22 protein-coding genes and 3 pseudogenes are annotated in these 24,870 nt (G+C 57.4%); 9 read left to right on the top strand and 16 right to left on the bottom strand.

All coding sequences use genetic code 11. The annotated features are described in order from the left end of the window. Window positions 1–153: 153 nt before the first annotated feature. The 6 genes from P3R82_RS08930 to P3R82_RS08905 all read right to left on the bottom strand — a co-directional run bounded on the left by P3R82_RS08930 (window position 154) and on the right by P3R82_RS08905 (window position 4,227). Window positions 154–932 (bottom strand): IS5 family transposase gene (locus P3R82_RS08930; RefSeq protein ID WP_283193918.1). Its coding sequence is split into 2 segments (ribosomal slippage): window positions 154–603 and window positions 606–932, totalling 777 coding nucleotides; the frame shifts between segments, so codons are not numbered across the junction. A gap of 114 nt (window positions 933–1,046) precedes the next feature. Further along, entirely contained in the window at window positions 1,047–1,655 is a 609-nt protein-coding gene (locus tag P3R82_RS08925; RefSeq protein WP_283193692.1) for a lipocalin family protein, read from the bottom strand. 461 nt (window positions 1,656–2,116) lie between these two features. Then, window positions 2,117–2,419, bottom strand: a complete 303-nt coding sequence (locus P3R82_RS08920) for a hypothetical protein (RefSeq protein WP_283193691.1) — start codon at window positions 2,417–2,419, stop codon at window positions 2,117–2,119. A gap of 59 nt (window positions 2,420–2,478) precedes the next feature. Beyond that, window positions 2,479–2,868, bottom strand: coding sequence for a hypothetical protein (locus tag P3R82_RS08915; protein WP_283193690.1), 390 nt, complete (start codon window positions 2,866–2,868; stop codon window positions 2,479–2,481). A 351-nt stretch (window positions 2,869–3,219) separates the two neighbouring features. Then, window positions 3,220–3,525 carry a hypothetical protein gene (locus P3R82_RS08910; RefSeq protein WP_146618544.1) on the bottom strand — a complete coding sequence of 102 codons (306 nt, stop codon included), beginning with the start codon at window positions 3,523–3,525 and terminating at the stop codon, window positions 3,220–3,222. A gap of 444 nt (window positions 3,526–3,969) precedes the next feature. Then, window positions 3,970–4,227, bottom strand: coding sequence for a hypothetical protein (locus P3R82_RS08905; RefSeq protein WP_112435633.1), 258 nt, complete (start codon window positions 4,225–4,227; stop codon window positions 3,970–3,972). Between the two features lie 1,019 nt (window positions 4,228–5,246). Between P3R82_RS08905 and P3R82_RS08900 the strand changes: the two genes are divergently transcribed. Next, the gene (locus tag P3R82_RS08900; protein ID WP_181459322.1) at window positions 5,247–5,414 is read left to right on the top strand and encodes a hypothetical protein; all 168 of its coding nucleotides are present in this window, start codon (window positions 5,247–5,249) and stop codon (window positions 5,412–5,414) included. 118 nt (window positions 5,415–5,532) lie between these two features. On the opposite strand, the gene P3R82_RS08895 is transcribed toward P3R82_RS08900, so the two are convergent. After that, window positions 5,533–5,832: a hypothetical protein gene (locus P3R82_RS08895; RefSeq protein WP_111564493.1), complete on the bottom strand. Its 300-nt coding sequence runs from the start codon at window positions 5,830–5,832 to the stop codon at window positions 5,533–5,535. Between the two features lie 263 nt (window positions 5,833–6,095). On the opposite strand from P3R82_RS08895, the pseudogene P3R82_RS08890 reads away from it, so the two are divergent. Then, window positions 6,096–6,806, top strand: a pseudogene (locus P3R82_RS08890) (DUF599 family protein). A gap of 486 nt (window positions 6,807–7,292) precedes the next feature. Here the strand turns inward: P3R82_RS08890 and P3R82_RS08885 are convergent. Continuing rightward, window positions 7,293–8,204 (bottom strand): EamA family transporter, encoded by a 912-nt coding sequence (locus P3R82_RS08885; RefSeq protein ID WP_111564494.1) that lies wholly within the window; start codon window positions 8,202–8,204, stop codon window positions 7,293–7,295. 75 nt (window positions 8,205–8,279) lie between these two features. Here P3R82_RS08885 and P3R82_RS08880 point away from each other — a divergent pair, with 75 nt between their 5' ends. Both P3R82_RS08880 and P3R82_RS08875 read left to right on the top strand, forming a co-directional pair. Beyond that, window positions 8,280–8,879, top strand: coding sequence for an ABATE domain-containing protein (locus tag P3R82_RS08880; protein WP_111564495.1), 600 nt, complete (start codon window positions 8,280–8,282; stop codon window positions 8,877–8,879). A gap of 365 nt (window positions 8,880–9,244) precedes the next feature. Beyond that, window positions 9,245–9,955, top strand: coding sequence for a hypothetical protein (locus P3R82_RS08875; RefSeq protein ID WP_283193689.1), 711 nt, complete (start codon window positions 9,245–9,247; stop codon window positions 9,953–9,955). Window positions 9,956–10,361: 406 nt separating this feature from the next. Here P3R82_RS08875 and P3R82_RS08870 read toward each other — a convergent pair whose 3' ends face one another. After that, entirely contained in the window at window positions 10,362–11,225 is an 864-nt protein-coding gene (locus P3R82_RS08870; RefSeq protein ID WP_283193688.1) for an SDR family oxidoreductase, read from the bottom strand. A gap of 205 nt (window positions 11,226–11,430) precedes the next feature. Here P3R82_RS08870 and P3R82_RS08865 point away from each other — a divergent pair. From P3R82_RS08865 to P3R82_RS08850, 3 genes and pseudogenes are all read left to right on the top strand, one after another. Continuing rightward, window positions 11,431–12,544 (top strand): annotated as a pseudogene (locus tag P3R82_RS08865) (NADH:flavin oxidoreductase/NADH oxidase). 587 nt (window positions 12,545–13,131) lie between these two features. After that, complete coding sequence (locus tag P3R82_RS08855; protein WP_349294065.1) at window positions 13,132–13,467, top strand: DUF982 domain-containing protein; 336 nt, start codon at window positions 13,132–13,134, stop codon at window positions 13,465–13,467. A gap of 268 nt (window positions 13,468–13,735) precedes the next feature. After that, window positions 13,736–15,979: a methyl-accepting chemotaxis protein gene (locus P3R82_RS08850; protein WP_111564499.1), complete on the top strand. Its 2,244-nt coding sequence runs from the start codon at window positions 13,736–13,738 to the stop codon at window positions 15,977–15,979. A gap of 613 nt (window positions 15,980–16,592) precedes the next feature. Here the strand turns inward: P3R82_RS08850 and P3R82_RS08845 are convergent. Further along, a complete protein-coding gene (locus P3R82_RS08845; protein ID WP_111564500.1) occupies window positions 16,593–16,844 on the bottom strand; it encodes a hypothetical protein in 252 nt (83 codons plus the stop codon). Window positions 16,845–17,111: 267 nt separating this feature from the next. Between P3R82_RS08845 and P3R82_RS08840 the strand changes: the two genes are divergently transcribed. After that, window positions 17,112–17,687, top strand: a complete 576-nt coding sequence (locus tag P3R82_RS08840) for a response regulator (protein WP_111564501.1) — start codon at window positions 17,112–17,114, stop codon at window positions 17,685–17,687. Window positions 17,688–17,779: 92 nt separating this feature from the next. Here the strand turns inward: P3R82_RS08840 and P3R82_RS08835 are convergent, their stop codons facing one another. The 5 genes and pseudogenes from P3R82_RS08835 to P3R82_RS08815 form a co-directional block, all read right to left on the bottom strand. Further along, the gene (locus P3R82_RS08835; RefSeq protein ID WP_111564502.1) at window positions 17,780–17,968 is read right to left on the bottom strand and encodes a hypothetical protein; all 189 of its coding nucleotides are present in this window, start codon (window positions 17,966–17,968) and stop codon (window positions 17,780–17,782) included. Between the two features lie 1,652 nt (window positions 17,969–19,620). Then, a complete protein-coding gene (locus P3R82_RS08830) occupies window positions 19,621–19,950 on the bottom strand; it encodes a hypothetical protein (protein ID WP_111564503.1) in 330 nt (109 codons plus the stop codon). A 227-nt stretch (window positions 19,951–20,177) separates the two neighbouring features. Next, window positions 20,178–20,387, bottom strand: a complete 210-nt coding sequence (locus P3R82_RS08825) for a cold-shock protein (RefSeq protein ID WP_111564504.1) — start codon at window positions 20,385–20,387, stop codon at window positions 20,178–20,180. An 81-nt stretch (window positions 20,388–20,468) separates the two neighbouring features. Beyond that, a complete protein-coding gene (locus P3R82_RS08820) occupies window positions 20,469–20,879 on the bottom strand; it encodes an Arm DNA-binding domain-containing protein (RefSeq protein ID WP_112989028.1) in 411 nt (136 codons plus the stop codon). Between the two features lie 184 nt (window positions 20,880–21,063). Continuing rightward, a pseudogene (locus P3R82_RS08815) lies at window positions 21,064–21,473 on the bottom strand (lyase family protein); the annotation flags it as partial. Between the two features lie 211 nt (window positions 21,474–21,684). Here P3R82_RS08815 and P3R82_RS08810 point away from each other — a divergent pair. Then, window positions 21,685–22,509, top strand: coding sequence for a GntR family transcriptional regulator (locus tag P3R82_RS08810; protein ID WP_162718023.1), 825 nt, complete (start codon window positions 21,685–21,687; stop codon window positions 22,507–22,509). Between the two features lie 393 nt (window positions 22,510–22,902). Here the strand turns inward: P3R82_RS08810 and fhuB are convergent, their stop codons facing one another. Continuing rightward, entirely contained in the window at window positions 22,903–24,861 is a 1,959-nt protein-coding gene (fhuB, locus tag P3R82_RS08805) for a Fe(3+)-hydroxamate ABC transporter permease FhuB (protein WP_111564589.1), read from the bottom strand. Between the last annotated feature and the right edge of the window lie 9 nt (window positions 24,862–24,870).

Here is a 24,870-nt window from a genome sequence, read left to right as displayed (position 1 = left end):
CAGCTGTCTGAGCAGTATCCTCCCCTTAAAGGACATTTGCTTCAGCGAATGTATGCGCTGTGTTCTGCACCGGCCTTTCTGTGGGCGAGAAACCCGGTATGGGCTGGGAGACCATCACTCGATTATACCGGCATTATCCGCTGCAGTCCTGTCCTAGGACGTGGACTCGCAAACTGAATTGATCCAAATTCGTGTCGCAACGAGTTTCAGTGCAGCAAGGTAATTGTCAGGGCGACGGTCGTAGCGCGTGGCCAGGCCCCGCATGTGTTTGATACGATTGAAGAACCTCTCCACTTGGTTTCGCTGCCTATAGACCCAGCGACTGAAGCTGAAGCTCTGCTTCCGATTTATCTTTGTTGGGATGTTAGCCCAAGCCTTGCGGCCTTTCACAAACGCTCGGATCGCATCCGTGTCATACGCTTTATCTGCAAGTAGCGTCGTGCCTGGTTCGATGTCAGATATCAGCCTCTCAGCGACCGGAGCATCCGCTGCCTGGCCTGCTGTCAGCTCCATTCGTAACGGTCGGCCATCCGCATCGACCATGGCATGGATTTTGGTCGTCAGGCCGCCGCGCGAACGTCCCATGCAAGGATCGGTAGAGCCCCCTTTTTTGCGTTGGCACCATGCTGGTGAACGCGCACACACGACGAGTCGATCATAACTATATCGCCGTCGTAACGCCTTGATACCGCTTCAAGAAGTCGGTCCCAAACGCCGGCTTTACGCCAGCGCGAGAACCGATTGTAAAGTGTAGTACGAGGGCCGTAGCGCTCAGGGATATCCCGCCAAGAGCAGCCAGTTCTGAAACGCCACAAAATGCCATTGATCACCCGGCGGTCATCAACACGTTCGACACCACGGCTCTTATTCGGCAAAAGTGGTGCGATAATCGCCCACTCTTCATCGCTAAGTTCATGACGGCGCATATCAATCTCCTTCCAAGGACATTGAATCATCATCCTGACTAAAGCGAAACCCTTTAATGGGGACGCGACCTAGTTACCTGATAAGTACGCCCTGCAGAGCGGCAAGCGCCCATGGTGCGCTCAGTGATGCGTCCACCTCAGCATGTCGACATCGTAGCCTAGCGTCTTCGCCTTTTCGACAAGCATGTCACTGGTCTTTTCTGAGGGTGTTGGTGTCCGCGTCAGGATCCACAAATAGCGACCTGAGGGCTCGCCGACGATCGACCAGGAATAGTCGTTGGCGTGATCGAGGATCCAGTAATCCCCGTAAAACGGGCCGAAGAACGAGACTTTGAGCTTGGCGTTTCCGCTGTCTGCAACAATCTTTGCCTTACCTTCGGACTCTTTGCGCTTACCGATTATCCCGCCTTCGCGACAGGCATTCAGCACACGAACCATGCCATCGTCGCGGAGCGAGTAGTCGGCGGTAACCGCCTCGCAACCGCGCTCAAACTGGTTCTCGTAGCGCGCCAGCTCGAACCAGTGGCCCATGTATTTTTTGAGTTCGACAGGTTTGGCGGGCTGAGGTACGGATGAATTGCCTGATGGCCCAGCTGGGCTGCACGCAGCCAACACAGTGCCTACCATTGTTACGATTGCGATATTGAGTTTCATTCCGTCAAAATACTTCGGGCGGCCGAAAGTTCCATCCCATCGAGGATCGAAGCACGAGGCGGCACCACCCGCCAAGTCCATCGCCTAAGGGCGCCGAGACCGTCTTCCCGCGCCGTGTCCCCATCGGATCAACGATCACGAGCACTAGGCGCGGGGAAAGTCGCTGGTTAGATACCGATCTCGTCAGAGAGCTTCTCGATAATCGGTCCGCGCATGTCGGTAGTCCTTTCGGTCTCGGTGTATTTCCGCATGAGTCCTGGCGGTGATTTTCTCAATTGGAGTCTATGGTGTGCGAGTTTGGAGAACCCAACCCGAGTGCATCCTGCCTCGTTTGCAGGTTAGGGGATCAGCCGCTTTCGCGCAAATGAGCGATGAAGACCTCGGCTGGCGATTAGTAGCCCAGGCATTTGCGTGGTTGGAGCAGGGGCGGGCTCCTCGTTTGCCATGCAGCGGCGCCACTCGGCCTCGAACTCCTTTGACCCCCATGGTGCCGGGAGCCGGATGCGCTTCCCCTTGCCAATGCGAAAATACCAGCGTTAGTTTCCGAAGCGGTCGAATTCTTGCACGGTGAAAGCATAGCGTTTGCGGGGCATGTCCTCCCTCAGAAGCCCCCCGTTATCCCCGTTGATAACCACAGATCCGTGAGGCTCGACACGGACGGTCTTGACTTCCACGCCTGCTTTTTTCACGGCGCGAGAGACGGAATCCTCGGTAAAGGCTACTGCGTTTTTTTCGTCGAGGTGGAAGATTGAAGCACCTCCTTTGGTTGCTTGAAAGAGGTCAGCAAGGTTCGATCTCGCGCAATATCTGGCATCGTGAAAAAGGCGTGACAGGCCCATGGAGTGTGGTCGTCTAATATTGTATTTCGACGGTGGTGTTCAAATTGGCGTCTTAGTGATCACCACCCACCAGGTCGTGACATCGCGCTTCGGTTGCCGCAGCGTGTTCCATCGGCCGCCGTGTCATTCGGCGAATAGCAGTTTCCGGGGTAGCGCCGAGGCTGGTAGTAGCTGCCGCCACCACAGTTGTTATTCGCGCATACCGCGACGGCGGTGCCGACTACAGCGATAGCAATGAGAGCTGCTGCGGCCTGCTGCTGCTGGATGACCATCTGCTGACATTGCAACATGTTCATGCCGCGACGGGTCACCTCGGATACCAGCTGGAACTGGAATGCGGGATCTGTCGTCTCCAACGCGGTTTTGCAAAGCGCTGCCTTGCTCACGGCAGACGGCTTCTTCGCAAATTCTGCCTGTGTCGTCGTACAGCTTGCCAGCGCAAGCGCCATCATCACGGCACCAGCGCGGCGAGCCCAAATTCCTACAGTCACGGTTTAACCCCTCAGTTGCCCGGGGCGACAATCGCAGAAATTTGTACCACGTCAAATTGCATTTTAGGATATCGTTAACACACGCAGTAGATGCGCATTACGGCTTGATCCATCCGTGTGGCGGTGGGGGAGACCCCGGAAGCCTCCCCACCTTTCAACCGCAACAATGGCAAAGCCGGCACAGCTAACCAGCGCGGTCGGATCGAAACGAGCCAGAAGTCTACATGTTCCGGAGTGAAGGGGATGTGGAGAGCCGAGAGAGTTACAGGGGCTCAAGGCCCTCCACGTGCCGAGCAAGACGTTGGGAGACTATCTCGGCGGGGAAGAACGCGGTTGAGCGGGATCAGTTCCCGCAAAGTTAGGCGACAGTTGAGCGCGCATCGTCAGGTAATACGACGTCTCGTACTCGATCCCGGCAACAAGGCTTTCATACTCGGTGATTTGTTCGGTATCGGGGCCAAGGTTTCTCAACTCGCGAAGGTGGAGGACGGCGATGCTGTAGGCTTCACACATCTCCTCGATCGATTGGCGATGTTCCGCCAGCGCACGGATCTCAGGAACTCGCAGTGCCAATAAGGCCCAGCCATGGGCGACGTGGTCGATTTCAGTTTTCATCTCAGCGACACTCACAGGATGCAATGGCAAGTTTACGGCAAGTCCACTGTCATCCAAGGCAGCCAAAAGTGCCGAGCAAGACGTTGGGAGACTATCTCGGCGGGAAAGAACACAGGTGAGCGCGATAAGTTCCGCGTCCTAAGCATCCAGAGCGTGGCCTCAGACTGACCAAACGCCGATCGGAACAAACACGTCGAGCCATTGTTGTCATGGGATACACAGCCAATGAAGGAGAACAAAAATGCCTCCGCTGTCTATTCGCAAGCGAACCGACCAAAGACCTCTGACTTCCAACAAGCTCACAGCCCGGTCGAAGCCAAATGCTTTGCGAAACGCTCAGGTGATGCCCCCATATCGGGTTGACTTGACGTTGATGCCAAGCACTTTCGATCAAATCATTACGCCGCCCCGCGCTGGCAGGGACCACTGATCGCTCCGGCACATCTAGGCCGACAATCGAGCGCGCATTGTCAAGTAATACGACGTCTCGTGCTCGATTTCGGCAATAAGGCGTTCATACTCGGCGATGTGATCGGTGTCGGGGCCAAGTGCTCTCAACTCGCGAAGGTGGAGGACGGCGATGCTGTAGGCTTCACACATCTCGCCAATCGATTGTCGGTGCTCAGAAAGCGCGCGGATCTCGGGATTGCGTAGCGCCAGCAAAGCCCAGCCATGGGCGACGTGGTCGATTTCAGTTTTCATCTCAGCGACACTCACAGGATGCAATGGCAAGTTTACGGCAAGTCCACTGTCATCCAAGGCAGCCAAAAGTCTGAAGAGGCTCAGTCACACCAGTCATTGCGGTGTCCCGGCCGCCACGTCTTGCGATCCTAGTCGAAGCGGTATGGGTTCGCCTTACGGTAAGCCAGACCTGCGGCCGTCAACCGGCACATCGGAAACCGCGAGCTATCGCTGACTTCGACAAACCCCGCTTCATCCGCAACTTTCACCGTTTTTCGCCCTAGGCCCGGAGGGAGCGGCTTGAACTCGTCGGTGTTCAGACGGTGCAGAAGTAGGGCAAGGCGAAGGGTTGGACCGTAGCCTGACATGCAGGTGCTCCTGTCTTTCCGGTTGGAAGTGGGGAACCTCAGGAAGGCTCCCCACCCTTTAACCGCGTCAGGGCAAAGCCGGCAAGCTAGCGAGCGCGGTCAAACTCAAAACGGAGTAAGCGACCGCATGTTCCGAGGATGTGGAGAGCCGAGAGAGTTACAGGGGCTCAAGGCCCTCCACGTGCCGGTGAAGGCAAGGGATGCATCCCGGCGGTGTAAAACACGCAGAAACGGCGATAAGTTCCACGGTGGCAAGGCCATTCGGCCCGTACTGGGTCGGCCATGTTAACGCCACTGTAACGGAAAGCCGACCCAGCAACAGGTCGACGAAGGGCCGTCAGCAACGAAAGCCCTTCGCCTTGCCGCTGCGTTGGCTGCAGACCGTTCACAGCGACACACACGAACATATGGAAGGGCGGAGAGTTCCCGGGTCTCAGTCGCACCAGTCGGTTTTGTGCTCCGGTCGCCCGCTGGCGGGCCGAAATTCACGAGCGGGCGACGGGCTACCCTTGCTTTGGGTGCGATAAGCGCGCAAAGCTTTCAAATCGAAATTGCTGGTCGAGCTTTGTTTAACGTCTCAGGCGTTCAAGCTGACTTCTTCTCTCAAAATCGATTCGACGCACCCCGGCCGCCCGGCCGGAGGCGATTTCTGTTCAACAAAGGGAAGATCCTATGAGCAAGACCAATGCAGCCGAGCTTCAGCGTCGGACGGAACGATACGTTGCCAATAGCAGCGGCGGTGGACACCTCGGCGGCACCCAATTTGGCCAGTCCAACGATGCGAAGACCTCCGGTGGCGCCGGCCAGAACAGGGGCCGTCCGGGCGGCGCACGCAAGTAAGCTGCCGGTGAGGCGTTCTTTGCAACGCTTTGACTGCACCAACAAAGGGCCGGGGCGTTGTGCTTCGGCTTTTTTACGCAACATCAAGATGCGAAGTTAGTTACGGGGCTCGTTCTGCTCATGTAAGTGGCTTCAGCAGGACGAGCCGATTACCGCTCGGCAGATCAATCACGCCTTCATCCTTGATGGCGTACAGCGCTTTGACGATAGCGTCCTGGCTGATGCCTTGGCCGCCGAGGGGCGGGCCGATCTCATAGAGGCTGAGCGAAACCCAGGTTCGAGCTTCATCTCTTTCAGCAGCGTCAGGAGCGCGGATCTTGCGTCGATGTCGGTCATCAATGATATCTGCTTCAGGCTGTCCAGTTGGCAAGACCGTGAGCTTTGTGCGGCGCCAGTGGTAGAGGGGTTGGTAGGGCATTCACTCAGTCTGGCAGGGAGGGGCGCCGGTTCACCTTATCAAGGTGAGGGAGACCCGATCGATTTTTCCGGAGCGCGGCCAAAGGGAGTTGGCTTGGGTCTCGGCGTCGGAAGCAGCTCATCGCGTGGGCGAGCCTGGCTTGAAAAAGTTGTTTGCGAAGCTATCGAGGCGCTTTTCAGCGGACTGAAAATCAGGAGCGCGCTCCCCTTGCAGTAGCGGCCACCCCGATTACAGTTGGCACGATAAATAGTTCGAGGTCGCCGATGGATTTTCTGAATGCCCTCGCGTTTCTTTTCTTCCTGATTGTGTGGATCACTTTTGAGCCCCTTATCGCGATCGGTTGGCCAAGGAGAAACGACAGCCTCTCGATCGACATGGTCCGCATTCGCTCTTCCTGGATGAGAGAGGTGCTGACGAGGGATAACAACTTTATCGGCGACGCCGCCATTCTTTGACATACGATCAACTCGGCGTCGTTCTTCGGCTCGGCTAACCTTATTGTCATCGTGGGTTTGAGCGGCGCGTTGTTCGTTGAGCCGAACTACGGATCGGGACACGGTCTGATAGCAATGTTTGCCGTTCAGGACCCCGCTTGGTTCTTCCAATGCAAAGTATTGCTCGTTGTTGCGACGCTTTTGAGAGGGCTCTCGGACTTCATCTGGGCAGTTCGTCAGATCAACTACTGCCTCGCAGCGATAGGCGCGAGCCCGTCTCGCCAAGAGGAGCGCGACCTTGTAGCCTGGACCCACGCGTTGACGCTCGTCCTCAATCCAGCACTTAGATCGTTCAGTGTCGGGGTCCGATCGTATTACTTTACGGTAGCTGCCGCGTTCTGGTTTCTTGGCCCATTACCATTCGTGGCTGCGACGATGGCGTGTGTTTCACTGCTGATTTGGCGACAGTCATGGTCTGACACCGCAAAGGGCGTGGCGGCAATCAGGCAGCTTTTGGACGACGAACGTTCGTCCAAGTGATCGTGAACTTCGCGCATCTCAGGCGTCACGGACAACCCGGTCCGAGGCTTCTTGCTCTGTCTGCACCATACGAATTCTGTCCCGATACCACAGCGGTGAAATGAAATCTCGTGACGTGGCGAGGGAGACGCCTCGAGGAACGCACACGGCATCGTCCGCGCGCTCAAAGCCGGACGAACATAAAGGCTGTCCTAGGCTGGCGCTCGACGCCACCACCCAAGCGGGCGCTACCGGCTATGCGAGTGCCTGCCATCCGCCACTTGACGCTCAGTCTCATTGGGCCGTTGAAATCTTCGAACACTATAGCCTCGCGGTCCTCTACACGCGGAAACTGATCGCCACCGGCTCACCAAAAGACCGCGTTGCTGAATATGAAGCTTTGATCAGAGACTTAGAGAGGGAGGCGGAGCACAACCTAGTTTAGGGGCACAACGGTAAGCGTCGGGATAAATTTGCGGCCGGCCCGTCATACAGCACGGGGCGGCATTATCTGGACATCTTGTTAGATGGCACTTTTGTACCGTACAGGCAGACTCCCGCCGACAAGAGCATGAAAGCCATCCCGACGAGGTTCGTGGCGGTGAGCGGCTCCCTTGCCAAGAAGGTGCCGACTGCGACAGCAATAGCTGGCGATACGAAGGCAAACATGCCTGCGCGTGTCGGCCCCGCATCCCTCAGGAGCTGCATGTAAAGTCGGTATCCAATCAGCGAACCGAAGATCACCAGAAACAGCCAACCACCGAACGCCTTCATGGTCCAGTTGGAGACCGCCAGGTCGGTGACATCTTCGCCGCAGATTGAGGCCGCAGCGGCAAGCAGCAATCCGCCCAAGAGGGTCGTTGCCCCCGCGATTGCCGTGCTGCCGTGCTTCGCGATAATTGGTTTTGCCAACACCGAGCCGAGTGCCGACGATGCGGCAGCCCAGCAGACGGCAATAATGCCTATCCACGCCCCGTCGTCGTAGCTCGCGCGATCTCCCCCTACGAATAGAAGATATAGCCCAATGGAACCGACGGCCAGGCCGGCGGCCGCTGCCCAACTCCATGATTCCTGTCGTAAAAGCATACCAAACACGAAGAGGCAAACTGGCGTCAGAGACATCTCCAAGACGGCAGAAGTGCCGGACGGAACCTTTGTCATTCCCCAGAACAACGGTCCGTAGCAGAGGGTTATCATCAGCAAGCTGGCAATGAAGATTGGGAACCAGTCGGCAGCCAATGCTCGCATCGAGCAACGGTGCCAGATTGCTATCGACAGAAAGACAACCCCTGCCGTAACAAAGCGCAGGGCCGCGAACAGCATGGGTGGCAAGGTCGTCACCCCGAATTTCACAGCGATCCAGGTCAAACCCCAAACAGCGCAGAGGATCGCGAATTTTCCATAGTTTGAAGCTGACATGGTATGGACCCGATCTATGTAACGAGTATAATTCGTTTATACCGTTACAACTAACGCAACTGCATCCTGTTCCATATGGCAAAATCAGTAAAAGATATGCGACTGAGCGGCGGCCATCCCGCGCTCGACTTTGTGAACACCGTCGACAGCCGACGAAATCGATGGGGTCCTGATTTCCTCAGCGATTACGGTGACTTGATTACTTTCAGTAGACGGGTCGATCTCGTTTCGGACGCGCAAGCGGCTGGTTTGAAGCAGATGGCAAAAGAGAATCCTGCTGCGGCAGCAACGGCTCTGGAAGCTTCGGTGGAACTCCGCGAATGCGTGTACCGTGTCTTTCTGAATGAGGACGCGCGCGGAAAACCCAAGATGGATGACGTCGCTTATATCGGCGCAGTGGCAACGGCGGCTCGTGGCCGTCAGGTTTTCGCGCAACGATCCGCGGCATGGACTTGGGCGCATAAAATCGAGACACCGGCCGACCTTGTGCACGTTCTTTCCTCATCCGCCGCCGAGCTATTGGCAACACGATCCGAGCGTCGGCAAGTGAAGGAATGCAAGGGCGACAACTGCGGCTGGCTGTTCCTTGATAAATCGAAGGGAGGACGGCGGATTTGGTGCTCTGAAGAGAGTTGTGGTGTCCATAGCCGGGTCAAGAAATTCCGGAGCAGTTGAGAACGCTGGCGCGGATAGCCATCCGCTAAATAGACATGCCGCAGAGCGGGTGATTGATTGAGCCGCGGCTCTCGTTGTTGGCACCAGGGCTTTAACAGCTCAGCTATATGTCGAAATGGATTTACCACTTTATGCCGATCCTCGGCCCGTGTACGTGAGCCGCCAAGTCGGTATTCTATATGCGCGGCAGCTAATGCGGGGTCAACAACCGGAGAGAGCGGATGCGTGGGGGAGGCATAATTAATCGCATTAAGTCCAAGGATTTAGCCTACATGCTTGGACGGTTCAGATTAGTCAGAATTGGATACAGCTCCGCAAGAGGAGCGGCAGAGCTATTCAAACGGAAACCGCTAGGCCGATGGAGCATGCCGACCTTGTTTCCTCAGGCAAATGTGCCTGACATTGTGCAATCAATTCATGATGAAGCCGTTTTTATCGGCCTGAACTTGCCGGGATACGTGGTTGATCAAATCAGGGAATTCGCCCTGTCGGAGCCATTACACGCCATTTACGATCCAACCGGGCCGACGTTCCAATACTCTGACGTCAAGGATGGCGTCGCAGCTGACGGGAGGCTCATGCCGATTGGTGGCATCACCAAGCCAGAGCGATGCTCGGCGGTGCAGAAGGTGATTGATGACCCAATTCTTCGGTCCATCGTGCGGAAATATCTCGGGCACGAGCCCCGGAAGATAGTGACCATACTGGACTGGAGTTTTGCATCGGCCATGAACGACGAGGAGCGCCGGCGGCTGAAACATGGCGTCATCGATTATCACTACGATGTAGGTGGCTACAGCTTCGTGTACGCGAGCTTCTACATCACTGATACCGATCGCTTCTCCGGGGCTCATGTCATGATGAAGCGGTCGCACAAGTCTAAGCCTTTAAGAATGCTTTTCGGGTCGGCGAGAGCCTCGCCAGAGGCCGTGTATAGGCAGTTCGGAAGGGACAACGAAATAACGATCGAAGGCCCGGCGGGAACAGGGTTCGTTCAGGACACTTCCTGCTATCATCGCGCCTCACCCCCGACCCGAGGTGACCGCCTGATGTTGGCAGTGCGCTTTATCAACTGATGCCCGGCTCGGAGCACCGCGAGTATTTCAACGTTGGTTTCATTCGCGCAACAACGTGATTAGGGGAAACTGCCTCGGCTCCGGCCGGGGCCTTTTTGTCGTTCGGGCTCCCAGCAGCTTGGCATAGAGTCTGAATTGTCGCGCCGCTCTGGTCGTCGAAACCGGGGCGCTTCATTCACTATCAGTCAGCGAGCTCAACTGTCTCTACCTTACGCTTCCCCGGCGAAACGCTACCTCCTGCCGCAGTCCATTTACGTGAGCGTCGAACGGTTGCGAGCGGGAAATCGGGATTGTCAGGGCGTTAGTCGCGGCTCTGTACTGGTGAGGGCGTGAGCCTGCGGTCAACCCGCCGCACGAGTGAAGCTAACATCTCGACATTCCGCTCTATCGAGCCGCAGACTGATCGCTAAATCATGATCTCGCCGCCTGTGACGGGAACGACGGCACCCGTCATGTAGCTGCCAAGGTCGGAGGCGAGCAGCACGTAAGCCCCCGCCAACTCCGCCGGCTGCCCGGCCCGACCAATCAACGTGTTTTGACCGAACCTTGCCGCTTTTTCCGACGGCATTGTCGAAGGGATCAACGGTGTCCAGATCGGGCCGGGCGCGACAGCGTTTACCCGGATGCCTTTTTCGGCCACCATTCCCGCAAGCCCGGCGGTGAAATTCGAGATCGCGCCCTTCGTCGACGCATAGGCCAGCAGTTGAGGCGAGGGTTGGCGCGATTGGATAGACGTCGTATTGATGATCGCGCTGCCCGATCGCATATATGGAATGGCAGCTTTTGAGAGGAAGAAAGGCGCGTAGATGTTCGTGCGGAACGTCCGATCCCACTCTTCGACAGAAATGTCACCGATGTCGGCGTATGTTCGCTGAAACGCTGCATTGTTAACGAGGATATCGATGCCGCCGAGCTCGCGCACCGTTCGCTGGATCACCTCGTTGCAGTGGGTCTCCGTTGTCAGGTCTCCCGGAATGAAAACGGCCTTACGGCCGGCTTCTCGTACCCACTTTGCTGTGTCCTCGGCATCGCCATCTTCGTTAAGATAAGCAATCGCCACATTCGCGCCTTCGCGAGCGAATGCGATCGCAACAGCTTTGCCAATACCGGAGTCGCCACCTGTCACCAAGGCAACCTTTCCTTCGAGCAGGCCGTTGCCGCGGTAGGACTGCTCGCCGTGATCGGGAGTGGGTTGCATTTGACCCGTATAGCCGGGCGGCTCTTGCTGCTGCTCGGGGTAGGGCGGGATTGGATATCTGTCATAGGTCATGGAAGCCTCCTGGATTGGTCATGACCTTAACAAGCACGCGCGGTAACGGTTCCTTGAACACGGCCCACTGCGGCGGGTAAAGTTTGGCAGGGGCTCAATACCCCTGCCAAGGAGAACGCTGCTCAAGTGCCATGCCTTTGAGAACCACGTTGCTATATTGTCGAGAAGCATTACCAATGCGTGGACCGACCCTGAAGGAGCTGCAATGTCGAAGACCAGACTATTCTCACCCGTCAGTGTCGGTTCTCTCGAGCTTCGCAATCGCATCGTGATTGCACCGATGTGCCAGTACTCCGCAGTCGAGGGCGAGATGACTGACTGGCATCAAATCCATTTGGGCAACCTCGCACTCTCGGGGGCGGGCATTCTGACTATCGAGGCGACAGCGGTCTCGCCGGAGGGAAGGATTTCATACGGTGACGTCGGCCTCTACTCGGACGCATGCAAGGCAGCTATGGCCCGCGTGCTAACCAGCGTGCGCAGGTGGTCCGACATCCCGATCGCCATCCAGCTTGGTCATGCCGGGCGCAAGGCTTCGACTGAAAAGCCCTGGCTAGGAGGCCATCAGATCAGCCCGGGCAGCGATAACGGCTGGAAGACCGTCGCGCCGAGCGCTATCCCGTTCAAGGACGAGTACGATCACCCGAAAAGCCTCGACAAAGAAGGGCTCTCGCGTGTCAGAAACGCGTTCGTCGACGCCACGCTAAGAGCTGCTGCTTTGGGTATCGACGCCGTACAGCTACATGGTGCGCACGGCTACCTTCTCCATCAATTCCTGTCGCCTTTGTCCAATAGGCGTAGCGATGAGTATGGCGGTTCTCTCGAAAATCGCATGCGGTTCCCGCTCGAAGTATTTGATGCGGTCAGGGAGGCGTTCCCATCCGACAAGCCTGTGACTATGCGAGTGTCGGCGACCGACTGGGCCGAAGGTGGCTGGGACACCGATCAGACGATCGTGTTTGCAAAGGCCCTCGAGGCGAGAGGTTGTTCGGCGATCCACGTTTCTACAGGCGGGTTGGCATCACATCAGCAGATCGCTCTCGGCCCCAACTATCAGGTGCCGTTCGCCCGCGCGGTCAAGCAGGCCATCGACATTCCCGTCATCGCCGTCGGTTTGATCACGGAGTTCGAGCAAGCGGAGGGAATTCTGACGACCGGTGACGCTGACCTTGTCGCTCTCGCGAGGGCAATTCTTTATGATCCACGTTGGCCATGGCATGCCGCGGCCCATTTCGGGGGAGACCGTGCGAGCTCCCGATCAATATCTCAGGAGCCAACCAAGACAGTATCGGGACCTCTTTGGTTCACCTGTCAGGTGATTTGTTGGCATAATACGATCCAGGCAGCCTAAGCGGGACTCGAGAAAATCTCATCCAGAGGCTTGCGGGGCTCTCGAACCGAAATCCCGACGTCGCGATGGGCGTCTTGCATTGGAGCTGAAGATGGCCTCGTTCACTGGGAAACGCGATCTTGTGAGATGCCCAACTCATCCAGGCTCGCTCCTTCGCGATGAGATTTCTTCCAGCGCGCGGAAAGCCTAAGGCCGAGATCGCCAAATCGCTGGGCATGTCGCAACAGCACCTCTATCAAATTCTCTGCGAGGATCGCCCTGTCAGCGCTGGCGTAGCGGGTCGGTTCGGGAGGATGTTTGGCAACGAACCGCTGGAATGCAGGCCGCACATGATGCGTGGCATGCCGCTCGTAAGGCTGATGTTTCGAGGATTTGACGCTGAGGGACTATAGTACCTCCGGCGATGGGTCACTAAGGTGGCGATTGATCTGCCGCCCTTGTGGTCTAGCACGATGGACATCATTGACGAACGAATTAGGGTGAAAGCCTGGCTGGAAATCTTCGGCGAGGTCGAGACCTCACAGTCCCATAACTGTCTGATTTGATTCGGAACGAATCACTTCGTCACCAGTTGACTCGCATCTGCCGTCAAGGAAGGTTGCGCGTCATGACCCGGTATGCCTCACACCGATCGAGCCGCTCGAAGTCGAAATCAACGGTATTGGCCAATATGCTCCCGCCGAGACCGTCGAGGAGATAATCATGTACCTCACAGATCGATGGCCGGACAAATCGAAGCCCGCTTTCCATAGTGCGCTTGCGCGATCAATTGACGCCATGGTCTTTGCGGCAGAGCCGGAAGCGGCCCGTGCCGCCTTCGTGACGGCAGCTCACGCGGCTGGCATGCATGTGCTTCCGGACGACATGGATGAGCTCAGGAAAGCGAGCTGACAAAAGAAACCCCGCCGCAGGCCGCAGTGGGGTCGAAGGAGGTCATCTCAAGCAATTCGACGGTATCATCCTCGTCGCTTACGGCAACCCATTATTTAGAACTTACTCATGTAATCCGCAGATGGCCGATCACAAAATTCTTCACAGAGAAAGGTGATCACCAACAGACCAACGAGCCGTCACCTAGCGGAAATTGCTTAAACGTTTAACAAAATATTTGAAGTTCTGCCGGTACTTGGTAGCCACAATTTTGGTGGGGTGGAGTCGAATGCAAGACGTCGTAGTCAAAAGACCTCTTTGGATCACAATAACAGCTTGCGGCTTTGCCGCTGTCCTGTTCTCGAGCGTCGCTATAGGCGCGAGCGTCCTTTACAGGCAGACCCTAGCCGAGCATGAATCTATGACACGCGAAGCCGCCGGCGATCTTGCCCTTATTCGGACCGACATGGATGCACAACAGAAGGCGGCCTCATCACTCGCGCTCGCACTTGCAGGTGAACCCGATGTCGCTCGATTGGTCGCTTCGAACTCTCGGGATGAACTCATCGCTCGCTATGTGAGCGCCATGCCGGCGATCAAGGAAAGCGGCGGTCTTCAGAACATTACGTTCACCGATGCCAAGGGGGTTGCTCTCGCTCGTATCCACACACCGGAGAAATTCGGAGACGATATGACTGGTCGCCGCAAGACCGTCGTTGAAGCGCTGGCCTCTGGAAAACTTGTTGCTGGGATCGAGCCCGGTAAGTCTGCCGTCTCGATGTTTGCGTCGGCTCCAATTATCGCCGACGGTAAAGCGGTCGGCGTTGTCGATATCGGAACCGGGCTGACGAACGCTTATTTCGAACCTATTGCCGCCAAGCTGGATGGAGACATTACTGTTTATATCGCGGCTGACGGGAAGTTCTCAGTCCAGGCATCCACCGCTGCCAAGCCGTTTACGTCTGAGGAGCAGTTGACGTCAGCTTTCAACGGAGAGGCAGTGGAGCTTGAGATCGAAAACGGTGGCAAGACTCTTCTAGTCAACGCCGTGCCATTCAAGAATTTCTCCGGAAAGACGATCGGCGTCCTTGAGGTTGCCTCCAATGTCAGTGAGGTCGCCCAGGAAGCGTCGGCATCGATCAGGATGACCGTTATCGGTATCATCGTCGTGTCCCTGCTTTCGCTGTTGGGCTTTTTCTTCTTTGCCAGAGCTCTCGGCGGAGTGATCTCCCGGATCACGATGACGATGGCGAAGCTTGCATCGGGCGACCTCAGCCCGACGGTCGAAGGTAGCACCCGCTCGGACGAGATCGGGGCGATGGCCCGCGCCGTGCAGGTTTTCAAAGACAACGCCGTGCGCACCGGCCAACTCGAGGAAGACGCCGCACATCAAAGAGCAATGTCGGAAGACGAGCGGCGAGCCACTAGCGAGCGAGATCGGACTCGTGCTGAGGAAATGGCGCAAGCAACGAACGGCCTTGCGGACGGTCTCAAGCACCTCGCGTCGGGTGATCTCAGCTTCCAACTCACCGCGCGTTTCGCGGACGATTTTGAAACACTCAGGGCTGATTTCAACCGTGCTGTTGAGCAGTTGCGGTCGACGCTGACATCAGTCGCGGGAGCAACAAGTTCTATCGAGAGCGGCTCGCGTGAGATTAGCCAAAGCGCCGATGATCTCTCGAAGCGCACCGAGCAGCAGGCCGCTGCGTTGGAGGAGACTGCCGCCGCCCTTGACGAGATTACAGCGAACGTTTCGAATTCGTCAAAACGGGCTGAGGAAGCCCGCACTGTCGCGATGGAGGCCAACCAGAGTGCACGCCAGTCCGGGGAGGTCGTGCAGAATGCCGTCGACGCAATGAGCAAGATTGAACGTTCTTCCAACGAGATATCGAACATCATCGGCGTAATCGACGAAATCGCTTTCCAGACAAACCTTCTGGCCCTTAATGCGGGTGTCGAGGCTGCACGGGCAGGGGATGCTGGAAAGGGTTTCGCTGTCGTTGCCCAGGAGGTCCGTGAACTTGCTCAGCGGTCGGCTAAAGCTGCCAAAGAGATCAAAGACCTGATCCGGAACTCGAACGACGAAGTTCAAAACGGGGTTCGGCTTGTCAGCCAGACTGGTGAATCACTGCGGACGATCGAAGCCCACATCGTCACGATGAACCACCATATGGATTCGATTGCCACGTCTGCTCGTGAGCAGTCTATAGGACTGGCCGAAGTGAACACGGCCGTTAATCAGATGGATCAAGTGACCCAGCAGAACGCCGCTATGGTCGAGGAAGCCAATGCGGCTGGCGCGACGCTAGCCTCCGAATCCGCGAAGCTCAAGGAGTTGGTGGAGCAGTTTCGATTGGTCAACGTGAGCGCAGTTCCCGGAGCAAGGGTAGTGATCCGCAACGAAACCTCGGTCCCGTCGCCAGCCAGGGCACTGGCCAGCGAGCTCACGCGTGCCTTTTCTGGCGGACGCCAATCGTCCGCTGTCCAAGCAAACTCGGGCAGAGCAATGGGAAGAATTTTGAGGAGAGGCTAATTAAGGGTGCGGTATCGGCGCGGCGGGGGGCCATCGTGGAACAAACGGCGTCGGCGGCCTTCCGCGTCGTTGTGAACCACCAGAACATGCTGAGTGGGCGCGATATTGAACCGGGCTGCCAAGTTTCGACCGCGTTCGGAAACCCATGGGAGGTTGTAGAGATCGAAAAACGCCGACCATTCATGCTCGAACGTGAACCTACCGCACATGCCGCTTACAATCTCCTTTTCTTCAGGATCGCAAGATTGCGCTCGAGGCCGCGGTTGGCAAGGACCGGAGCATGTGATCGTGGGCAATCTCGATCATTGCAGCGGCGACCTCTTCTGGCTGCCAGCCTGCCTCCACTGCGGCTGCGGCGGGTGTCGCAAAAGCGCCGTCGAGAGCTGAGGGACAGGCCGAGTAATCGAAAGCTTTACAGCTACCGCGGCTAGATCTTCAGAACGCCAAGGGCGGACGAACGCTAGCTAAACCTGGTGTTGTCCGTGTTCGTGGGCCAGAGGCCGCCTTGGCATCGTTTTGCAACGCATTTCGCGCAGCCGAGCCGCCTTCGCATTCCCAGCGTCGCGCTGAGACTTGATGATCTAGATCGCGATCTCGTGTGTTAAGTTCGAGTTTATCGCGAAACTCGGCTTGCGCCATGGACAGTTTCTTTGAGAAATTCCTGGTCGGGGTGCAAACGCGAGGTGAGCTCCTCCAGGAGAAGGGAGTCATCTTGCCTAAACTGGACGAGATCGATTGCAGCGGTGAGGGCGCGCCGGCCGTCGCTGCTGTCGATCGCGCAATGGTTCGCTCGGCACCACTTATTGACAGCATCTGTGACCAGCTCGATCTCATCGTCGGACAAAGAAATTAAGGATTGCAACATCTTGATGCTCCCGCCTTCAAGCGTCGGATAAGCATATTGCTTTTCCAAGCCGCGACTACCGAGGATTAAGCAATGAGTGTACTCTCTTTTTGGCCGGTTGCGCTCGTAGTACGGTGCCGGACATTTCTCCATTCATGGTCGCGCTCGCTCGAATGAGCAGTCACGTGCATCTGTGCGCCATCGCACGGAAACTTTCCGGCAAACACGGCATTGGGCTCACATTTCGAGCAGGTCAAACCGCTCGCTATTCGACATGCGGAGGTCATCATGTCTGACGAACGTCACGAGTGGATCAGCAAACGCGCTTACGGGCTGTGGGAAGAAAACGGACGTCAATGGGGCCGCGATCAAGAATACTGGCTGCAGGCCGCTTCAGAAAGAGACCACATGGAAATGACCCGCGCCTCGCCGGATGGACGTGAAGTACTCGAAAGGAGGGATCGGTTCACCACACGAGTGGAACTCCTCGCGCCCAACCAGGGTGCGCTCGAACTCCATCGCAAGGTCCTAATCGTCGATGACGAACCAATTTTGCGTTTCGCAGCCGTAAGTACGCTTGAGGATGCGGGCTATGTCGCGATGGAGGCCGCGAACGCATCGGAAGCGTTGCTATGGCTCAGAAAGCACAGGGTCGATGCGGTTATCACCGACATAAATATGCCGGGAGAGATGGACGGACTTGGTCTCGCTGCGAAAGTCCGACAGCTCTGGCCTGAAACGCGAGTTATAGTGACCTCGGGACTTGTCTCGCTGCGCGCATCGGATATTGGTGAAGGCATCACCTTCCTGAGCAAGCCCTATGAGGAAAGCGCGCTTTTGAGGACGTTACCGGACGCGGCATAGGTCGATTTTTGTAGGGGCACGACCGGTGAGCAGCGTTGACCCATGCCCGCGCAGTTGCGGCCATTTCTTCCGAATGACGCCGACGTACCAACCTAGTGAGGTCGCCGTTTTGATGTCTCAGCATCATCCCAGCCGCGATCACGGCAGTACTGCTCGCCAGCGCGCACGGCTGTCTTCTGATCTCTGAACGGCCCAAGCATTTTAACCTCGTCACGGAACGCAACGACGATCGTTCTGTCGACCAGGTCAAATACGATCTGCATTCCATCTTCATACGGCATGCTGGCACTATCCCGTGGATCGAATGCGACTCAACGAGCGAGGCCCGTCTAAGTTCACAAAAATATTACAATTCGCGGCAGCTGCAATTACGGCCGTTAAGTTGTGCACAGCAGGACTTTCGACGAGCCTGAGCGCCTCAATGAACCGATGTCACGAGCGACAGGGTGCTTCACTCGACTGGACCCCAATTCGGGGTGTTCGCGCGACCGCATTTGCTTTGCTCATCCGGCCTCGGAGCGATTACCTCGAAGATCAGCGGCACCAAGGGAACTGCGGTCCGAAAATGGCGTTAGCGTAACGGAGGCAGTTATGGCTATCAAAAGAGGTGATCCCGACGGTTCTGTTGATCAGGCCACGACGTATGAGGCGACCAAGCCAGCTGTGTCACGGCGGCTCAGGGACAGGTCGCGGTTGGGATTGGCCGCCGCCGTCGTTTTCCTTGGACTGATCGCGGTTCTTCTTCTGTTCACGCCTCGGAGCCCAACATCACCCACCCCGGGCGGATCGGCGGGCTCCGGACAAGTGTCTACCCCCGCGTCCGTGCAAAACTCGAATTGAGTTCCCGACCACTTATCAAATGCAGTTCGCTCTCTATTGAATTAGGGTGCTTTCGCGACAGTCGAAAGTCGGGTGCCAACAGTCACCCGACCTTTTTGCATCCGAAATACAATCACGGAGGGCAGGGGATGTAATTCTCGCCGCGGGATATCGACGACCGAGGAGGTTAGGACTGTCCTCCTCTAATTCAGTGAGGTCTTGGCTGGATTCGCCCGGCAACTACGTGACGATAGCAAGCGGTTAGCAGAATTAGTGAGCGCCGCGCCACGTCGATCAAAGAACTTGCTGCAGATGTAGCTGCGGGCGATGCAGATGTAGCAAGCGAAATCGTGAAGTCGACCGCACGCCTCGTCGGTGCCGTCCCGAAGGTCATTTCAGCCCGTCGCCCCACTTCGACCCTACACTGAAGAGCGAGACGCAGCCCTTTCGCGGCCCTGCGCGTGCTGAAAGAGAGCATAGCAGCAGATGCGGTGCCTTTGCATGAAGCCATGACTTCAAAGGCATTGTTCGCATTTTATTAAATCTGTTTTAGTTTTGCTGTGGGTGGGTTGAGGCCATTCGCTCAGACGCCGCGTTACATCCCGGACAACAGGGGACAAAAATATGAAGATGCGGTCACGGATTGTGCTTGTGGTTGAAGATGAACCTCTGATCCGCCTGTTTCTGGCGGACGCGTTGGAAGACGCTGGGTTTGCTGTGTGTTCTTGGCATGAGATCGGATGTCGATGCGATCTTCACCGATGTCGACATGCCAGCCGGTTTGAGCGGCATGGACCTGGCGACCATGGTGGCAGTGAGACGCGCTGGACCTAATCCTGTCGATCGGCGGCCCGTCAATCTGCGATGGTTTTCGGGCAGTGACTTTCCGCCTGATGCTCGGTTCGAAAAGGGCTGCTTTCTGCGAATAGAAGCGGGATGCACTCGTCAACCTCAGCAGCTGGAAAATACACCAGCCACTCTTTCTCTGTTTCCAGGATCGCTCCGACAAACCGCCAGTCAGCAGACGACTGGGGATCAATCATCTGGCTGCTGATTACCCGAGGCTTTGCACTCTTCCAAACATCGACGAAAGTGGATGCGCCTGTGGTGGCGATTACGCCGATGATATCTGACGGAAGGACGTAATATTGAAGCGGGGGTCTACGACCGAGGTATCAATGATTGGCCCAGCGTTGATCCTTGCACCTGCGGCCACAATCGCATCGAAGTCACTGTTGTCGGGAACGCCGAACCATTTCTTGATCGTTACGGTCGTGCCTTGCCCCAAGTCGGCAGATGCTTGCGAATACGGGAAGATTTTCACCCAAGCGACCGGGACAACAATAAAGATGAAGAGCAGCGCCAGAACGGCTCGCGCGAATTTCCAGGCAGCTTGTTGAAACTGTACGTGCCAGACCTTGGGGCGGTTGCTATTCAATTGCATGGTCGTCGCTCTACCGTACTGGCAATGATTGTGTGCTGAACGCGGGGTCCCCACCAACTTCACCAGTGCGGTAGAACCCAAACGCCCGTGCTGCGACAGAAGCGCGGGGGAGGGTGGTGGTGGCTGGGCCCTGGCGAGGTATGCCTCCGGCCAGTTTAAAAAACCGACGTGTGCGTTGTCCGAGTGGCAGGCCATATACTCGAAAAGCCGCGTCTAACGCCCGCCGCTCAAGCGATCCGGATGGCAATCGCCTTCGGACCTTTGCCTCGCTTGTCCGGCTCTGTGTCGAAGGTGACCTTCTGGCCATCCTGAAGCGACTGGAGGCCGGAAGCCTGCAACGCGGATACGTGAAGGAAGATGTCGGCTCCGCCCCCGGTCGGCGTGATGAAACCGAAACCCTTATCGGCGTTGAAGAACTTTACGATGCCGGATGCCATGTGTTTCCCCTGATATGCTTTGCGAGTCGGAGGATGCTTCGAAATACGATCATATTCAACGACTTTCTAATCAGCTCGGCGTTAGGTTCGATGAGTCGTCGACGTTGTGTTCCTCTCCCGGTACGGCAGCTCGGCGATGTAGTCCTCCATCACCGACGCGAACGTGTGCCGGTCCTTCAGTTCCTCATCCTTCGCCTTCCGTTCGTCTTCCTCCCAGGAGTCGATGCCGCGTTTGACAAGGGCGTTCCATTCGGTCGCAATCGCCCGGACCCGCTCCGGCGACATCACCCCGAAGACGCCGATGGCGCGGCGGCTGGAGTTTTTCCTGCAACCGAACCGGGCGAGCAGCACGAACATCGTCTGCGGCGCGCCGACCCGGACAAACAGGTTCGGCGTCTCCCCGACGGGGACGTCGTACCTGCTTGGGGTTCGTGCCCGCCGCAATTTGGAGATGTGTTGTTCCGTCAGTCCTTGAGGTCGTGACATGGTCATGCTCCTTTCTTCGGGCAGCGCGCTGGGCAGCGGGAGCGGCGGCAAATGCGGTACCGGTGTCCTTCAAGGGAAGCACCGGGACCGGGCTAAGGCTATGATCTTTCTAGGTTCGAAACCTAGTGCGTCGTTCTGCGACATTCCGCGACAGCCTCGGCATCTCTCGATCGGCGGGGTCTCAGGCGTGTTCGATTGCAGTGCGGCATGCCTCGTAGACCACGTCATGCACATGCTGGCGGCCGAGCTTGGGGGCGGCCGCCAGCATTACGACTTCCCCCACGATCAGGCCATTGGTGAGGTCCGGATTGGCGCGCATCCGCTCTTCGTGAACCGCCAGCCCCATCCAGCATGTAGCGGGCATTGGCGAATGCGGAAGCGGTCAAGACCGATTTGGCGGCCGCAAGGATGAGTTCGCTGGAGATCGGATTGCGCTTCTGCGGCATCGTGGAAGACGCGCCGCGACCGGGAACGAAGGGCTCCGAAACTTCGCCGAGTTTGGTCGCCATCATCAGCATGACGTCGGTGGCGTCTCGGCGAGCGAGCTGGTGACGAGACCGAGGAAAGTACGACTTCGGCAATACCATCGCGGGTCACGTGCGGCATCTATCGCCTCGCCGGCGGAAGCGGGAATGGTGTCAAGCACGGTATTCGACTCTCTGCTGTTCATATGTTCGGGACGGCCGCGATGCGCGGTCTTCAGCGATGAAGCCCTGGTTGGCCGCTGTCTTGATGCGGAAGCCGCACTCGCGCGCGCCCAGGCCGGTTTGGGCACCTATTTAGTCCCCCGTCATTATCCGAACAAAACATTTTGTACGAACAAAATCAGGTCGCCTTGTCTGCTCCCCCTGCGCTGCCTATAACATTCAGTAAAGATGGAGATTTTCGGCGAATGAAGGCAAGCAAGCGTTATGCGGAGATCGCTCAACAGCTGTCTCTCGACATCGCAAATGGCGTCTATCCGGTGGGGTCGACCCTACCCAGCGAGCCCGTCTTGGCCGAAGCATTGGGCGTCAGCCGCTCGACGGTCCGCGCCGCGCTTGGCGAATTGCAGAAACTCGGCATGGTGTCACGGCGACCGAGCCTCGGCACGCGCATCGAGGCATCTGAGCCGTTGACATCGGGTGAAAGCTTTTCGCAGACATTCAGCTCGATCGAGGCCATCGTCCAATATGCTGCCATTACGCTGCGGGACGGCCTGACGTTTGAGCAGATTGTGCTGGATGATAGTCTCGCGACCCGCCTGCAGACCAATCCCGGTTCGAAGTGGCTAAAGATCTCCTACCGCCGCGTCGACAAGCTTGTGAACACCGCACCGCCCATCTGCTGGACCGACGTGTACGTCGACAGGCGATATGCAAGTTTCGTGTCGGACCGCATGGCGCTGCACGTGGGAGCGGTCTCAGAACTGGTGGAGGAGGCGGCGGGCCGGCCTATCTCGCAGGTGGAGCAAGCACTTCGCGGCGTCGGCGTTCCGGCCCAATATGCCGAAGCGTTGAAGGCGCCAGTCGACGGCCACGCGCTGGAAATCACCCGCCGCTATTTCCTGGGAACCAGTGAACTCGTACTCGCTTCAATCAGCATCCATCCGGGCGACCGCTTCACCTATGTTTCGAGGCTAATGCGGCATCCGTGACCGCAACGCACCGGATCTGCGTTCATCATGGCTGGAGCGCGTTCTCTCCGGTCGACTATGGGTTCGCTGGAGTGTTATCGCTAGCGTGCCGGATGATCGTTTACAATCAGTCTCGTGACACGTCGAACACTGCCTCGATCTCAACCGGAATATCGCTCGGCAGCGATCCCGCGCCCATCGCGGTGCGGGTATGTATAGCCTGAGCTCTCCGCGAAAATTGGAGCAAGAGCTTAAACAGTTGATGCCAGAGATTTGGAGAGCTGATCTGAGCAATCTGAAGATAGTCTGCGATGATGCCGGCCGGCAATATGCTTCAACGGCCGTAATCAAGGGAACCGATGGTTCGATTTCTTTAAAAGTGCGAGAACCGAGCCTGCGGCAGTCCCGGTTTCCTTATCTACTTTTGGCGCCTTGTCGGAAAACCAAGAGGATAAAATACGGGCATCCAATAAATGCCGCCAGAACGCCCGCTGGAATTTCATAAGGAAAGTCGACGCTTCGGCCAATCCAGTCTGCGAGCATCATCAGCAGCCCTCCGATGACGCCCGACATCAGCATGAACGATCCGGGTCCCCGTGGGCGCGTCATCCGTACCATGTGCGGGGCCATGAGGCCGACAAAGCTAAGTGGCCCGACCATGAGCGTAGCGGCCGCAGTCAACGTTGCGGAAAACAACAAGAGCGTTGCGCGAATGCGCACCGGGTGCATGCCGATCGATCGCGCGAATGCGTCGCCCATCGGCAGGATCTCGATCCAACGCCGGAACAGGGGCGAAAGCAAAAGTGCAACGAGTAAAATAATCGCGGCGATGATTGCGACCACGCCGGTGGCGCGGAACGTCGGTCCCATCGTCCATGCGAGAACGTATGTTGCGCGCGGATCGCCACTGGCGACGATGACGGAAATGACTGACGTGACCAACGCGCCCACCGCGACGCCTGCAAGCATCACTGGGCCGGGCGCGAAATCATGATGCTTGGCGACAAAGAGGATTATGGCCAGTGCAAGGAGCGCGCCGATGATGCCGCCCGCCAAGGGCATGATGGGTGAACTTATGCCGCCGAGGAACAGGGCTGCGATGATGCCCAAGCCGGCACCGCCGCTGACGCCCAGGCCCTCCGGACTGGCCATCGGGTTTCTGGCAACCGCCTGCAGAACGGCTCCTGCCAAGGCCAGCATGCCGCCCGCTGACGCGGATGTGAGGACACGCGGCCAACGCCCCTGTACGAGAACCGACATGTCGATGTCATTGGAAAAGACATGCTCGGTCAGCGACAGGCCAGCGACAACGACCATCAACACGACAGACAGCGGCAGCGCCAGGCTTCGCCTGATCGGGACCACGACGTGGCGGGCACCCTCGGCGCCTGCCTGGAATGGGGCCGGTGGCACTTCGCGCAGCATAAAAAGCATCGCAACCGCACCGGCGAGTGCGGTTATCGTTCCTGTCGGCACCTCTCCGATGAAGGGGGTGATGATCAGCACGATACCATCCGCCATCAGCAACACGGCGCCGCCGATCAACGCTCCCCAGAGAAGCCTTTGCGGCAGTGTCCGGGCGCCGGCAAGCCGCGCGATGTGAGGGGCGGCCAAGCCAATGAACGCGATCACGCCAATCCGGGCAACAACCATCGCCGACAGCACTGTCGCCAGACAGAGGACGGCCAGGCGTAGTTTCGAAGGAGATATACCGAGGCTTCGAGCGCCGGTATCGTCAAGCCCAGCGATTGCGAGCGGTCGAACGAAAAGCAGGAGCGCGGGAATCAGCACTAGCATCCGCCATGAAAGCGCGGTGGCATTAGAAAAGTCGTTCTGGATAAGCGAGCCGCTTCCCCATATGAATACGCTTCGCAGATACTCGTGGTGGAATAACGCCATCACCACGGACGCGGAGCCGGCTGCAAAGCTCACGATCATTCCCGACAGGAGTAGGGTGACCGGCGCGAACCCGCTTCTGTAGGAAAGTCCGCAGACGAGCGCGACGGCAGCCAACGCGCCGCTGACGCCGGCGAGTTCTCGCTGTTCAGCGGAGACGCCAGCAAGAGAGAGAGATACCACTATTATTGCCAGTTGAGCGCCGGAGAGCACGCCGAGCGTCGATGGCTCCGCCAGTGGATTTTTCAGTATTTGCTGAAAGATCGTGCCCGCAAACCCAAGCGCTGTCCCGGCAAGCAAAGCAACGACAATGCGAGGCAGAAGGGAGAAATGAACATAGGTCTGACCGAACGAGGCGCTATCTGGATGAAACAACGCGTCGAGAATGTGCGCCGGCGAAACGTATCTCAGTTGTCCCAGGGCGCAGAAGGAGAGCGTGAGGGTCATGGCCAGCCAGTACACGCGGGCGGGCGTCACGAATTGGTT

This window comes from Rhizobium sp. AN80A, from assembly GCF_030053015.1.
Lineage (GTDB): Bacteria > Pseudomonadota > Alphaproteobacteria > Rhizobiales > Rhizobiaceae > Rhizobium > Rhizobium metallidurans.
Note: the sequence above shows the minus strand (reverse complement) of the source record. Positions and strands in the feature narration are given on the sequence as shown.